Origin of the sequence: Paenibacillus aurantiacus, assembly GCF_042431225.1 — a bacterium.
GTDB classification, from domain to species: Bacteria; Bacillota; Bacilli; order Paenibacillales; family Paenibacillaceae; genus Paenibacillus_Z; species Paenibacillus_Z aurantiacus.
Genome location: NZ_JBHMDO010000048.1, coordinates 133,948 through 149,276, shown reverse-complemented (window position 1 = coordinate 149,276; position 15,329 = coordinate 133,948). Strand labels below are relative to the sequence as shown.

The 15,329-nt window shown below is 56.8% G+C and carries 10 protein-coding genes; all 10 read left to right on the top strand.

The features are described 5' to 3' along the window. The first annotated feature begins 117 nt into the window (after positions 1-117). On the top strand, positions 118-795 hold the full coding sequence (gene nth, locus ACFFSY_RS31710) for an endonuclease III (protein WP_377502143.1): 678 nt from the start codon (positions 118-120) through the stop codon (positions 793-795). Between the two features lie 7 nt (positions 796-802). Further along, complete coding sequence (locus tag ACFFSY_RS31705) at positions 803-1,072, top strand: NAD/NADP transhydrogenase alpha subunit (protein WP_377501837.1); 270 nt, start codon at positions 803-805, stop codon at positions 1,070-1,072. 54 nt (positions 1,073-1,126) lie between these two features. Further along, positions 1,127-4,786: a dynamin family protein gene (locus ACFFSY_RS31700; RefSeq protein WP_377501835.1), complete on the top strand. Its 3,660-nt coding sequence runs from the start codon at positions 1,127-1,129 to the stop codon at positions 4,784-4,786. 332 nt (positions 4,787-5,118) lie between these two features. After that, positions 5,119-6,894, top strand: coding sequence for an ABC transporter ATP-binding protein (locus ACFFSY_RS31695; protein WP_377501833.1), 1,776 nt, complete (start codon positions 5,119-5,121; stop codon positions 6,892-6,894). Next, positions 6,891-8,723, top strand: a complete 1,833-nt coding sequence (locus ACFFSY_RS31690) for an ABC transporter ATP-binding protein (RefSeq protein WP_377501831.1) — start codon at positions 6,891-6,893, stop codon at positions 8,721-8,723. The genes ACFFSY_RS31695 and ACFFSY_RS31690 overlap by 4 nt, the downstream gene beginning before the upstream one ends. Before the next feature lie 109 nt (positions 8,724-8,832). After that, positions 8,833-10,011: a formate-dependent phosphoribosylglycinamide formyltransferase gene (purT, locus tag ACFFSY_RS31685; protein WP_377501829.1), complete on the top strand. Its 1,179-nt coding sequence runs from the start codon at positions 8,833-8,835 to the stop codon at positions 10,009-10,011. 283 nt (positions 10,012-10,294) lie between these two features. Continuing rightward, complete coding sequence (locus ACFFSY_RS31680) at positions 10,295-11,131, top strand: GDSL-type esterase/lipase family protein (RefSeq protein WP_377501827.1); 837 nt, start codon at positions 10,295-10,297, stop codon at positions 11,129-11,131. 44 nt (positions 11,132-11,175) lie between these two features. Further along, the gene (locus tag ACFFSY_RS31675; RefSeq protein ID WP_377501825.1) at positions 11,176-12,192 is read left to right on the top strand and encodes an ABC transporter ATP-binding protein; all 1,017 of its coding nucleotides are present in this window, start codon (positions 11,176-11,178) and stop codon (positions 12,190-12,192) included. Further along, entirely contained in the window at positions 12,185-13,171 is a 987-nt protein-coding gene (locus tag ACFFSY_RS31670; protein WP_377501823.1) for an ABC transporter permease, read from the top strand. The genes ACFFSY_RS31675 and ACFFSY_RS31670 overlap by 8 nt, the downstream gene beginning before the upstream one ends. Before the next feature lie 172 nt (positions 13,172-13,343). Further along, entirely contained in the window at positions 13,344-15,320 is a 1,977-nt protein-coding gene (parE, locus tag ACFFSY_RS31665; protein WP_377501821.1) for a DNA topoisomerase IV subunit B, read from the top strand. The last annotated feature ends 9 nt before the right edge of the window (positions 15,321-15,329 follow it).

The window sequence follows — 15,329 nt, the reverse complement described above, 5'->3', positions numbered from 1 at the left end:
TATGAAATATCACGATGTAAGCGTTCTTTTCAGTTGCGCATTGTGACATTATTCGCTACACTTTGAAACGATAGCCCAATTGTGGGGAGAGAGAGCTGCTTGAACGCAAAGGAGAAAATGAATCATATTTTGCGTGTAGTGGGCGAGATGTTTCCGGATGCCCATTGCGAGCTTCATCACAGCAACCCGTTTGAACTTACGATAGCCGTATTGCTCTCGGCGCAATGTACCGACGAGACGGTGAACAAAGTAACGGCGACGCTGTTTCAGAAGTACCGCACGCCGGAAGATTATTTGGCGGTTCCTTTGGAAGAGTTGGAAGGGGATATTCGCCGGATCGGTCTATTCCGTAACAAGGCGGCCAACATTCAGAAGCTATCCCGACTGCTCATTGACGATTATGGCGGTGAAGTCCCACATGAGCATGAGGAGTTGACGAAACTTCCGGGCGTAGGGCGAAAGACAGCCAACGTGGTCGTATCCAATGCATTCGGGGTGCCTGCGATCGCGGTGGATACCCACGTGGAGCGCGTTTCCAAACGGTTAGGCATTGCCAAGCCCGACGATTCCGTACTGGAAGTCGAGAAGAAGCTGATGAAGCTGGTTCCGCGAGACCTCTGGACGGAGACCCACCATCGCCTTATTTTTTTTGGACGGTACCACTGCAAGGCGCAAAATCCGGCATGTCCGGTCTGTCCGCTGCTGGACGTGTGCAAAGAAGGCAAGCAACGGTTGAAGAGCGCCGCGACAGGCAAACCTGTTACTAAAAAGAAGAAATTAACAAGTAAAGGATGAGTACACTATGAAATGCATTTCCGTATACACGAAGGATTTTGGTTTGTTCTCCGATATCTATGAAGAAATTATGGAGGCGCCGCCAGCTGAGAACGAAGAGAAAGTGATCGAAGGCGTGACGGTATCAGGCGCAGGTGAAGTGCCGGAGCAATATATTGAACGTATGCGAGTGAAACCCGAAGTGGTCGTCATGCGGGAGAAAGAACGCAACGTGACGATTTTGCAGCACGGCGAAGTGTTCGAGATTTGCCTTCCGACGACGGAAGAATCGGCTTAATCCACACAATAGGCCCTAACGGGCAACAGAAGGCATGGATAGGGAGAGAGAGGAATGAGCAATCAAGTTGCTCAGCCGGACGTCGGTTCCATGAGCGCCGCGCTTGAGCAGGTAGCACAGCGAATGGCCGAAGCGGGGGATGCCCAGCACGCGGGCAAACTGCGGGATTTGGATGGCAAGCTAACGGATGGGAAGCTGGCCATCGCATTCTGCGGACACTTCTCGGCAGGCAAATCGACGCTCGTGAATCGGATTTGCGGCACGAATTTGCTGCCGTCCAGTCCGATTCCGACGAGCGCGAACGTCGTCACGATTACGAGCGGCGAGCCGAAGGCGGTCATCGAACGCGTGAAGGACGGGATTACGGAGACGGTAGAGGCGCCACTGGAATTGCTGGATGCTTATTGCAAGGATGGCGAGGCGGTAAGGTCAATCGCGCTGTCGTATCCGATCCCGCGTATTGGCGAACATACGGTATTGCTCGATACGCCGGGAATCGATTCGACGGACGACGCCCACCGCATGGCAACGGAATCGGCGCTCCACATGGCAGACGTCGTCTTCTATGTCATGGACTACAACCATGTCATGTCCGAGATTAATTTCACGTTTGCGAAGCAGCTGAAGGAATGGGGAAAGCCGCTTTATTTAATCGTGAATCAGATCGATAAGCACCGCGACCGCGAGCTGTCGTTCGCGGCGTACCGGCAGAGCGTTGAAGAAGGCTTCGCCAACTGGCATTTGGAGCCGAGCGGCATTATTTATTTGTCGCTTCGCCAACCGGATCATCCGCACTCCGAATGGGAGAAGCTGGAGAAGCTGCTCGCCGAGCTCGCCCCGATGCGGCGCGAGCTTTCTTTGTGCAGCGTGCACGATTCGGCTGCCCATCTGCTGCGCGCGCATGCCCAATGGGTATCTGAGCAGCATATGGCCGAGCGTGAAGCACTCATGGAGGCGGCTGGCGGAGAAGAAGAAGCGGCGGAAGTAAAAACCGAGATCGACACATTGAACGCCCGATTGGCCGATATTCGGGAGGGGCAGGATATGTACCGCTCGAAGCTGCTCGGCGAGGCGCAAAGTTTGCTTGATAATGCAATTGTCATGCCCGCTTCGACCAGAGATTTGGCGCAGTCCTTCCTCGAGAGCCGCAAGCCGGGCTTCAAGATGGGACTGCTGTTCGCTGGCGCTAAGACCGCCGCCGAACAGGAGCGGCGGCTTGCCGCGTTTCGCGATGATTTTGCCGCCAAGGTAGAGGCTAACATCGAGTGGCATTTAAAGGACTTGCTGCGCAAATCGGCGGATGCGCTCGGATGGCGCGACGCGACGCTTGAGGAACGGCTTGAGCATTCGATTCATGTCGAGGTGAAGGCGGAGCGTCTTGTCGGGCTCATTCAACAGGGAGCCGTGTTCAGCGGCGAATATACGATGAATTATAGCCGTGAATTGGCGACAGATGTAAAGGCGGAGTATCGCAGGTTGCTTCTGCCATGGATCGACGACCTCGCAGCCAAGGCATCAGAGACCGGCCAAGCTGAAGCGATTCCATTGCATGAGCGCTTGCGTGAATTGTCCGGCCAAGCGTCGGCGCTTGAAGCATTAACGGCACTGACGAGGCAGGAGAATGAGCAGCAAGCGGTATTGGCGTCGATGCTGCCCAAGGCGCCGGAACGCCCCGTCTTGCCAGTACCGGCGAAATCGAAGGTGAACCCGCAGGCGGCCGAGCTGGAAGAGTCAGCTCAAAGTAAGAAGGAGCCGGCGGTCCAAGTAGGTGGCGCCGGCCAAGTCCAAGCCTCCCGGGCTCCGATGCCGGCCTATGCCGATGGGGCAGATGCGCTCGGTCCACAGCGTCAAGCAGCCCAGCGGCTGCTGGCGGCCGCTGAGCTGCTTGCTCCGCACGCCGCGCTTGCCGCATCGGTCGCGACTATGCGGGAGAAAGCCGAGCGCCTGTCCAGCAGCCAATTCACCATTGCGCTATTCGGAGCGTTCAGTGCGGGCAAATCGTCGCTCGCCAACGGCTTGCTGGGCGATTCCGTACTGCCGGTATCTCCGAATCCGACGACGGCGGCAGTCAACCGCATTGTGCCGCCTACCGAAGAGCGTCCGCACGGGACGGCTACGGTCGTCATGAAGGAACGGGCGGCCATGCTTGGCGATTTGATATATTCGCTGAAGCTGCTTGGCGAAGCTGCGGACGGTCTAGACGAGAACGCGATTCTGCAAGCGATCGGCAAGCTGTCTCCGGACGCGGTGCACGCCGGAGGCCGGCCGCACTACAGCTTCCTCAAGGCGGCGGCGCGCGGCTGGCAGGAGCACGAAGGCTTGCTCGGGACGAAGCTGGCGGTCGATAACGAGCTGTATCGCAAATACGTCGCGGAAGAATCCCGTTCTTGCTTCGTGAGCGAAATCGTGCTCCATCATGCCAATCCATTGACGTCGCAAGGGATCGTGCTCGTAGATACGCCGGGCGCGGATTCTGTTAATGCCCGTCATACGGGCGTGGCGTTCAACTATATCAAGAACGCCGACGCGATATTATTCGTGACATACTATAACCATGCGTTCTCGCAGGCAGACCGCCAATTTCTGCTGCAGCTCGGCCGCGTCAAGGACCAGTTCGAGCTGGACAAAATGTTCTTCATCGTCAATGCGGCGGATTTGGCTGCAAGCGACGAAGAGCTGCAAGGCGTGCTTGAACATGTCGAGCGCAATCTGCAGCAGCATGGCATCCGGTTCCCGCGCATGTTCCCGGTATCCAGCTTGCTGGCGCTGGAAGCAAAGCAGACGGGCAGCGATCGGCTGCTTGCCAAATCCGGCATAGCCGCGTTTGAGCAATCGTTCCTGTCTTTCGCAAGGGGAGATCTGGGCAAGCTTGCGATCGAGTCGGCGGAGGAAGAAATTCGACGGGCGAGACGAACGATCGAAGAGTGGCTCCGTTCGGCGCAGGGCGACGCGGCCTCGCGCGAAGCAGAGCGACAGCGGCTCGACAGCAGCGCCGCCAAGTCTCTGGGGCTTGCGGACGCCCTTGCGGACAACGGGCTTCATCCGCAGTTGGAACAAGAGCTGCGCGAGCTGTTATTCTACGTCCAGCAGCGGCTGGGCTTGCGCTTCGGCGACCACTTTAACTATGCATTCAATCCGAGCACGCTGCAGGATGATGGACGCGATTTGAAGAAAGCCATCTGGACGTCTTGGCTGGAGCTTGCGCGACTGCTTCAGATCGAGCTCTCGCAGGAGCTGCAGGCGACGAGCTTGCGGCTTGACAACGCATTGAATCGGTTGGCCGCCAAGCGTCATTTGGATACGGCGGAGGAGATCGGCAAGCTGTTGGAAGGTTACGCGCCTTCGGCATACAAGCCGCTCGCGCCGCCAACGCCGGATGAGCCGCAGGAATGGCGCGCGGATACGGTGACGGGCAAGTGGCTGTGGAGCAGGTTCAAGTCGCCGCGCCAGTTCTTCGAAGGCGAAGGCAAAGCACAGCTGCGCAAAGCGCTCGAAGCGGAACTGGCCGCTCCGCTTGCGCAATGGTTCCAGGTGGTCGAGGAGGCTTGGGCGATCCGGTACCGCGAGCTGTGGCAGCAGGCGACGGCAGGCAGCGGACGACTGACGCGCAGCGACATTGACGTCTTTGTGCAAGGCAAGCTGCATTCTCTTAGCGGCGATGCCGACGTCAGCCGTTTGAAGGCGCTCGGCGAATCGCTGGCGAATCTTTCTTAATCGATTCATACCAATAGAGCTTTCGTGAAGGCAATGTTGCCGCTCGCGAAAGCTCTTTTTTGTTACATGGAAGAAGTGAGGCACTTCAGGTTAAAATTGGGTGTGTTGGAATCGTGCAAAAATCGGGGATGAATATGCAAAAACGGAGCAATGCGGGCATGTTGGATATGATTTAAGACGATATCGAAGAATACCCCCTCTCTCGTTTGCAGGATGGGGAAGTAAGCGGATTTTGCCATTTATTCGCGTTTGTTCGTTGTTTGCCCTGCCGGAATGATGCTGTTAAGATTCACTCATGTTCATAATAATGGCAGTGGGGAGTGGGAGAGAAGTTGGACGTTTTTAGGCGATTGAAACCGTATTATTGGGCGGAACGCAGAAGTTTGCTGGCTTCGATCGTATGCTTGATGTGCGCGACCGCGCTCGGGTTGGTTTACCCGAACATGCTCCGGATTTTGATCGACGATGTCATTAAGCAGGAAAAATACGATTGGGTTCCAGCGTTATCGTTGACCGTCGTCGGCGTCGTCTTCCTGAAAGGGTGTCTACAGTTTCTTCACGGTTTCTTCGGCGGGCGGCTCGGCAACCGCGTCGCTTTCCGGCTAAGGAACGCTTCGTACGAGAAACTGCAAACGTTGTCTTTTCAATATTACGACACGGCCCGCACAGGGGACTTGATGTCCCGGTTGACCGCGGATCTCGAGGCGATCCGCAATTTCATCGGCTTCGGGTTCGCCCAGATTCTGAATATGTTCCTCATGGTCGGCTTCGGCGCGGCGATGATGATGTCCATCAGCTGGCAGCTGACGCTCATGACGATGATCACGATCCCGCTGCTCGCGCTGACCGCGCTTCGATTCGAGAAGCTGATTCATCCGGCATTCCGCGAAATGCGGCAGGCGATGAGCAACCTGACGACGGCGGTACAAGAGAACATAACCGGCGTGCGAACCGTCAAGTCGTTCGCCCGCGAGACGCACGAGATCGACAAGTTCTCGATCCGCAGCGAAGCGTACAAGCAAAATCAGATCGGCGCTTCGAACTTATGGGGACGATACTTCCCGATTATGGAGCTGCTGGCCAGCTTGTGCGTTGTCATTCTGCTCGTGCTCGGGGGGCGAATGGTCATTCAAGGCTCGTTGACGCTTGGCGAGCTGGTCGCGTTCTTCAGCATGATCTGGTACATTATCGGCCCGATGTGGGGACTAGGTTTTCATATCAACAACTATACGCAGTCCAAAGCTTCCGGCGAACGGCTCATTGAGCTGTTTAACCACTACGTGCACATCAAGGATACGGAGGCGGCGGTCGTGCTTGGCGATAACAAGTTGAAGGGGCACGTTCGCTTCGACAACGTCACGTTCCACTACGCGGACAAGGCGCCTGCCGTGCGCCAGATCAACATCGATGCACCTGCGGGTTCGGTCATCGGCTTGCTCGGGGGAACGGGTTCGGGCAAGTCGACGATCATCCAGCTGCTGATGCGGGCGTACAACGCGCAGGAAGGTACGATTTCCATCGACGGCATGGACATTCGCCATCTCGAGCTCGAAAGCTTGCGTTCGCAAATCGCGACCGTGTTCCAGGAAACCTTCCTGTTCTCCTGTTCGATACGGGACAACATCGCCTATGGCGTGAAAGACGTCACGATGGACGAGATCATTCACGCGTCGAAACTGGCCAAAGCACACGACTTCATCATGGAGCTGCCCGAGGGATATGACACGATTGTCGGCGAACGCGGCATGGGCTTATCCGGCGGCCAGAAGCAGCGGATTGCGATCGCCCGCGCGCTGATCAAGAATCCGCGAATCCTTATTCTGGACGATGCGACCAGCGCGGTCGACATGGAGACCGAGCACGAAATTCAAGCGGGCTTCAAGGAAGTCATGGCAGGCAGAACGACCTTCATCATTGCCCATCGGATATCCTCCCTGCGCCATGCCGACGAAATCCTCGTCCTAAGCGGCGGGGAAATCGTGCAGCGCGGCAAACACGAGGAGCTCATCCGCAAACAGGGACCTTATCAGGATACGTACAATATTCAATATGCCGATAGACCCAACCGGAACGCCGGTTTGGACAGCCGGAAGGAGGTTGCGCCTTGAGCTCGCGCGAACAGTCCGCAAGGTCGGACAATCGGGAACGATTTATTTACAAAGACGACGATGCGATCGAGAAACCGTTTAACTGGGCGCAGATTGCCCGGTTATTCCGGTACATGAAGCCCTATGCCAAACAGATGCTGCCGCTCGTGCTCGTCATGATGGTGCTCGGCACGGCCACTAGGCTGGCTATTCCGGCCATCATCATCGTGGCGATCGATGAGGCGATCTCCCCAGAGTTCGGCGAACCGAGCCTGCAGAAGCTGTATATGTACGCAGGCATCATGCTCGCGCTCTACATCGTCCAGTGGGGGGCGAATACGCTTCGCATCAAGTACACGAACATTATCGGACAGCGGGTCATTTACGACCTCCGTCAGGATTTGTTCCGCCACATTCAGAAGCTCTCGTTCCGCTTCTTCGACAAGCGTCCGGCGGGTTCCGTGCTCGTGCGCGTAACCAATGACGTCAACTCGCTGCAAGACTTGTTCACCAACGGCGTCGTCAACCTGTTGATGGATTGCGTGCAGCTGGCGGGTATCGTCGTCATATTGCTCGTCTGGAACTTCAAGCTGGGCTTGGCCATCATGATCACGGTTCCCCTTATGTTCATGGTCTCCACGTCGCTGCGCAAGCGAATCCGGTTCGCCTGGCAAGATGTGCGGATGAAGCAGTCCCGGATCAATTCCCACTTGAACGAGTCGATCCAGGGGATGCGCGTGACGCAAGCCTATACGCAGGAGAAGGCGAACTTCGCGTTCTTCAACCATATCAACAGCATCAACATCAAGGCGTGGAACAAGGCATCTGCGCTTAACCAGGCGTTCGGTCCGGTCATCGAAGTCACGTCTGCGGTCGGCACGCTCATCCTGTTCTGGTACGGCTCCCATCTCATTCAGTCGGGTGCGATCACCGTCGGCGTGCTGGTCGGCTTCGCCAACTACATCGGCAACTTCTGGGATCCGATCAACCGGCTCGGCCAAATGTACGCGCAGCTCCTTATCGCGATGGCATCCTCCGAGCGGATATTCGAATATATTGACGAGAAGCCGACCGTGGGCGAACAACCTGGCGCGCGCAAGCTGGCGACGATTCGCGGCGACGTCTCCTTCGAGAATTTGGTCTTCGAGTATGAGCAAGGCCGTCCCGCGCTGAAAGGCATTTCGCTTGAGGTGAAAGCCGGACAGACGATCGCGCTTGTCGGTCATACCGGTTCGGGCAAAAGCACGATTATGAACCTGCTCTCGCGCTTCTACGATCCGGTGGAAGGCGCGGTCAAAATCGATGGTACCGATATCCGCAGCGTCACGGTTGAGAGCCTTCGCTCCCAGGTTGGCGTCGTGCTGCAGGACACGTTTATTTTCTCGGGCACCATCCGTGACAACATCCGCTTCGGCCGCCTTGACGCGACGGATGCGGAAGTCGTGGAAGCAGCGAAGGCGGTGGACGCCCATGCGTTCATCATGAGTCTTCCCGATGGCTACGACACGGAGGTCCAGGAGCGGGGCAACGTACTGTCGATGGGACAGCGTCAGCTGCTGTCGTTCGCGAGGGCGCTGCTGGCCAATCCGCGCATCCTCATTCTCGACGAGGCGACGGCAAGCATCGATACCGAGACCGAGCTGAAGATTCAAGAAGCGCTCAAGAAACTGCTCGCTGGCCGGACGTCGTTCATCGTCGCGCATCGGTTGTCGACGATTCGCGGCGCCGACCGGATCGTCGTCCTCGATCATGGCCGTATCGTCGAGCAGGGCTCCCATGACGAATTAATGAGACAAGGCGGCACGTACAACGGATTAATTGAAGCGCAGTACCGTTTTCTATCGGCATAATTCTTGATTTTTACAGCGGGAACCTCCACAATGGAAGAAAACGCCGTCCGGGACGCAGGCGCCACCAAGGCATGCGGCTCGGACGCCATTCCAGGAGGTTCTTCTCTTTATGTACGGATCACCGCTTTCCCCGCGCGCGCGCAAAATGATGCTGCTTGGCTCCGGCGAGCTCGGCAAGGAAGTCGTCATCGAAGCGCAGCGTCTCGGCGTCGAGACGATCGCCGTCGACCGTTACGACAACGCGCCCGCCATGCAGGTCGCTCATCGGCATTATGTGATCGACATGCTGGATGCCGCCGCCTTGCGGGATCTTATTCTGACTGAGAAGCCGGACTTGATCGTGCCGGAGATCGAAGCGATCGCCACGTCCGCGCTCGTTGAGCTGGAGAAGGAGGGCTTCCGCGTCGTGCCGACCGCGCGCGCCGCGCTGCTGACGATGGACCGCGAAGGTATTCGCCGCCTCGCGGCGGAGACGCTTGGGCTGCCGACCGCACCATACCGGTTCGCAGACTCCTTGGACGAGCTGCGCGATGCGGTAGCCGCACTGGGTACGCCATGCGTAATCAAGCCGATCATGAGCTCTTCAGGCAAAGGGCAAAGCGTGTGCAAGACGGAGGCGGACATCGAAGCTTGCTGGCAATATGCGATGGACGGCGGCCGCGCGAAGAAGCAGCGGGTGATCGTGGAGGGCTTCGTCTATTTCGAGTCCGAAATTACGCTGCTGACTGTTCGCTCGGTATCGGGAACCACGTTCTGTGCGCCGATCGGGCATGTGCAGAAGGACGGCGACTATATCGAGTCATGGCAGCCGCATGAGATGACGCAGGAGCAGGTCGGACAAGCCGAAACGATCGCCAAAGCGGTGACGGATGAACTGGGCGGCTATGGTATTTACGGCGTCGAGCTGTTCTTGACCCAGGACGGCGTCTTGTTCAGCGAAGTGTCGCCTAGACCGCATGATACGGGCATGGTGACGATGGCTACGCAGGATCTGTCGGAATTCGCGCTGCACGCCAGGGCGATTCTCGGTTACCCGATTCCGAATGTGAGGCTGCTGACGCCAGGCGCATCGCATACGCTCAAGGCGGACCGTGATTCGGAGACCTTCCGCATCGCCGGCCTCGAAGAAGCGCTGTCTCTGCCGAGCACGCAGGTGCGCGTTTTCGGTAAGCCGGTCACGAAGCCGGGTCGTCGGATGGCGGTCGCCCTCAGCACGGCGGCGACGACCGAACAAGCGCGCGAGACGGCCAAGCAGGCCGCAGAATCGCTCCGTATCGTTTACGAATAAGCAAGGTGTGAGACAGAGTCCCGCGCGGGCTCTGTTTTTTCATGTTATTTTATTCGACGCGACGCCAATGTTAGCCATCGCTTTATCGTCATGCGAACGCGCATGGAAGCGATTTTTTCAGTCCTAGACCGTTCATGCGGTATGAACCGCCCTTCCTGAACAGGAACGATTTGCAAATTTTTTGTGAAAGCATTATTTTAGAAGACAAGACTGCTTGTTTTCGGCATATCTTTCGTTTTTTTGACCGTTTTTTTCATGGGGCAGGCATAAGGGGGATAGAGAGATGGGGAATAAGCGAACGTCTTCCGATAAATTGTGGAAGGTTGTAGGCATCGCGGCAATCTTGTCGACGACGCTGCTTGTCGCCGGCTTCGGTTACGCGGTCAAGGATCTTGTATGGCCGACGCCGGAGCAGACGCAGACCGCAATAAAGTCGCCGCAAGCCGAGCTGCCGGCCAAGAAACCGTTGTCCGAGAGCAATGAGATCCGGATTACGGCGGTTGGCGATTCGCTGACCAAGGGTTTCGGCGACGATGAGGGACAGGGTTACGTCAAACAAGTGGTGGCCATGCTGAAGGACAAATGGGGGATCCCGGTCAGACTGAACAACAACCTGGCGGTTAACGGACTGCGCGCCGACGAATTGGCCGAATCGCTTCTCACGAACAAAGGCTACCAGTATACGATTCAGCAAGCGAATCTCATCTTGTTCACGATCGGCGGCAACGATCTGTTCCAATCGGTGACCGGCGAGAAGGCAAGCGAAGCGACGGGGCAGTTCGACCTTGAGAAGCTGAAAGCGGGCATGCCGGCTGGGATCAAACGGTTCGAAGCGGTCATTGAGCAGATCCACGCGCTGAACCCGAACGCGCACGTCGTGTATGTAGGGCTATTCAATCCCTTCTATGAGGTGGCGGATCTTCGGGTCGGAAGCACATACATCCAACAATGGAATCAACAGGTGTATGACATTTTGCACCGTTACGATAACATGACGATCGTACCGACGTACGACTTATTCGAGAATGCGAGCAGCCTTTACCTCTCGTCCGATCATTTTCATCCGAATCATCTCGGTTACGAACAGATTGCAACGCGAATCGTCCAATCGCTTCGCTAGCAGGCGGGCATCGTAACGTATTCATTCATGACAGGAGGCTGCCTATGACCATCATTACAGACGCTCCGCCGTATCAAGCCGCAACCGAGCCGGCAGCCCGCGGCGGCAACAAGCCGGAGACGGTTCTGTCCGTAAGAGGCATCAAGAAGAGCATTCGCGGCAAAATGATCATACACGACGTTTCCTTCGACGTGCGCGCAGGCGAAATCTTCGGGTTTCTTGGGCCCAACGGCTCTGGCAAAACGACGACAATCCGCATGCTGGTCGATCTGATCAAGCCGACCGCTGGCGATATCGAAATCGGCGGCTACAATGTGCATCAACATCCGGAGCAAGCGCTTCGGCACGTCGGCTGCATCGTGGAAAATCCGGAAGTTTACGCATATATGAGCGGCTGGGAGAATCTCGAGCATTTCGCCCGCATGCAGGCAGGGATCGGGAAAGACCGCATCGATGAAGTCGTCGGTATCGTCGGTCTGGATCAGCGCATACACGATAAGGTGAAGACGTATTCGCTTGGCATGCGTCAGCGGCTTGGCATTGCGCAGGCGCTGCTCGGCAGACCGAAACTTCTCATTCTGGACGAACCGACGAATGGCCTGGATCCGAAAGGGATTAAGGAGCTTCGCGAATTTATCCGGTCGTTGGCCGGTCAAGGCATGAGCCTGTTTATTTCGAGCCATCTTCTGAGCGAAATCCAGCTTATGTGCGATCGCGTCGCCATTATTAGCCACGGACGGGTAAGGGCGGTTGGAACGGTAGACGAGCTCGTCGAGCAAGCGGGCAGCTATGTCGTCTGGCAATTCGAACGGGCCGAAGCGGGAAGACGGCTGCTGATGGAAGAAGGCGTTCGATTGGTCGAAGATCACGAGCATCAGATCGACGAGGGGATTTTGGCCCCGATGAGGGAGCCCGTCATTGCTTCCATGCCGGCCGAACGTATCGCTGATTTGGTCGACAAAGCGGTGCGCGGGGGGATAGGCGTCCGGTCCGTGCAGCATGTCGCTCCCACGCTCGAAGAGCTATTTTTGCGGATGACGGAGGGAGAAAGCATTGGATAGGCTGCTGCCGCTTGTGCAGAACGAGACGCTCAAGATTTGGAAGAAAAAAAGGTTCTACGTCGTCGTTCTCGTCTTAATTATTCTTATTCCGATATTTACCTATGCCCAAATGCGGATTTCGCAGACGAATGCCGAGAATTTCAAGGATTGGCGCAACCAGGTCATGAACCAGATTAACGATTATCAGAGCACGCTGGCGAGCGACAGTGTACCGGAAGAATGGAAGCGGTACCGCCGAATCGCCGTTCAGCAGCTTCAGTATTATCTAGACCGGGACGTCAATCCGAGTACGCCTGACGCGATCACGTTCACGAGAGGGTTCATGTCGGGATCCGTTACGTTGTTCTATCCGCTGCTGGTGTTGGCGATCGCTTCCGATCTCGTGTCCGGCGAGCGGACGACGGGAACGATCAAGATGCTGTTAACGAGACCGGTCCGAAGGTGGAAAATTCTGCTCAGCAAAATCTTGGCCATGACGCTTTACGTCTCACTGATTGTCGTGACGAGTTTTGTGCTTTGTTACTTGATATCTGGGGCATTCTTTGGGTATACGGGTTGGGATGCGCCCGTGTTCACCGGTTTCGACGTGTCCGGGGCTCAAGTTGACAGCACGAACGTACACGCCATCCCGCAATGGCAGTACATGATCATGCAGAGCGGCTTGATCTGGTTCTCCTCGATGACGGTTGCTTTGCTCGCGCTCATGGTGTCGGTGCTGCTGCGCGGCACGGCCGCGAGCATCGTGACGATGATGGCGGCGGTCATCACGGGCACGATTCTGGGCAACATGGCGTCGTCGTGGGACAGCGCCAAATATTTCTTCTCGGTGAACCTCGATCTGACGATATATATGAACGGTTCGCCGCCTCCGATCGCGGGGATGTCGCTGCCGTTTTCGCTAACGGTGCTCGTGGTTTGGGCGGCCATAAGCGTCGTCGTTTCGTTCCTTGTCTTTACGAAACAGGATATTTTGAATTAAAATAGCTTGAAGTGACGGTAGAACAGCTGTGCCAGGCGGGAAAGCCGGGCGCAGCCATCGTCATTTAAGCAGAGCGGACGCGGATGCGCTTTTGGTGAATCGAGGTCTCAGAGTCCTCGCACCGACGCAAAGGGGTATGCCTGTCTGCTTTGAACAGATAAGGGGGACGTGTATGACAGAGCAGTTGAATACGTTTGCGGGGGAGGCGACTTCTGCGGCCAATCGCAACTATGACGAAGGCGACATTCAGGTGCTGGAAGGTCTTACCGCTGTCCGTAAACGGCCCGGGATGTATATCGGCAGTACGACCACCTCGGGGCTGCATCATCTCGTCTGGGAGATCGTCGACAATGCGGTCGACGAGCATTTGGCGAAATTTTGCTCCGCCATCGACGTTGTGATCCATAAGGACCAATCCATCACGGTTCGCGATAACGGCAGGGGGATTCCGACCGGTATGCACAAGACCGGCATCCCTACGCCGCAGGTTGTATTCACCATGCTGCACGCCGGGGGTAAGTTCGGCGGCGGCGGATATAAGAAATCCGGCGGCTTGCATGGGGTCGGCGCATCGGTGACGAACGCGCTTTCCGAATGGCTGGAAGTCGAGATATACCGGGACGGCAAGATACATAAGCAGCGGTTCGAGTATTGGGTGGACGACGCGGGCAAGGAACACGTCGGCGAACCGACGACCGGTCTTGTCGTGACAGGCAATACGAATCGGACGGGCACCAAAGTCACGTTCAAGCCCGATGCGCGTGTGTTCCACGGCAACACGACGATCAACTATGATACGTTGTCCGAGCGGCTGCAGGAGATTGCCTTCTTGAACTCCGGACTTAAAGTAACGGTGAAGGACGAGCGTGCCGGCAAAGAAGAAGTATTCCACTATGAAGGCGGCGCACGTCAATTCGTCCAGTTTCTGAACGAAGATAAGACGGTGCTGCACGACGTGATCCACTTCGCGGCGGAACGCGACGAGATCGAAGTCGAAATCGCGATGCAGTACAACGACGGTTATACCGAGACGATCGCCTCGTTCGTGAACTCGATTCCGACGCGCGGCGGCGGCACGCACGAGACCGGCTTCAAGACGGCGTTCACCCGCGTCATGAACGATTATGCGCGCAAGACCGCGATGCTGAAGGAGAAGGAAAAGAATCTGGAAGGCAATGACCTGCGCGAAGGCATGATGTCGGTCATCAACATCAAGATGGCGGAGGTCGAATTCGTCGGCCAGACGAAGGATCAGCTCGGCAGCGCCAACGCGAGAAGCGCCGTGGATGCGGTCGTATCGGACAAAATGCAGGTGTTCCTGGAAGAGAATCCGCAGATCGCGCAGCAGCTGGTGAAGAAGGCGATTCAAGCCTCGCGGGCGCGGGAAGCGGCACGCAAGGCGCGGGACGAGATCCGCAGCGGCAAGAAGAAGAGCGAGAGCTCCAATCTCGGCGGCAAACTAACGCCGGCACAGTCGAAGGATTATACGCGTAACGAGCTGTTCATCGTCGAAGGCGATTCCGCAGGCGGCTCGGCCAAGCAAGGGCGAGACTCCAAGCATCAGGCGATTCTGCCGCTGAAGGGCAAGCCGATGAATCCGGAGAAAGCGAAGCTCATCGATATTTTGAAGAACGACGAATACAAAGCGATCATCGCCACGATCGGGGCGGGCGTAGGATCGGAATTCGACCCGGAATCGTGCAATTACAATAAAATCATCATCATGACGGATGCCGACACGGACGGCGCCCACATTCAGGTGCTGCTGCTGACCTTCTTCTACCGGTACATGAAGCCGCTCATCGATATGGGGCGGGTCTACATTGCCCAGCCGCCGCTGTATAAGATCACGCGCAAATCGGGCAAGTTGGAGACGGTGCGTTACGCGTGGACGGACGAACAGCTGCAGAATTATTTGAAGGAATTCGGCAAGCAGTTCGAGCTGCAGCGGTACAAAGGTCTCGGCGAGATGAATCCCGATCAGCTGTGGGAGACGACGATGAATCCGGAGACGCGCACGCTGCTTCAGGTGCAAATCGAAGACGCTGCCAAGGCAGAACGCCGCGTATCCACGCTGATGGGCGACAAGGTCGACCCGCGCAAGCGCTGGATCGTCGAGAACGTCGATTTTACCGAGTACGAGGAGTAGGACAGCACC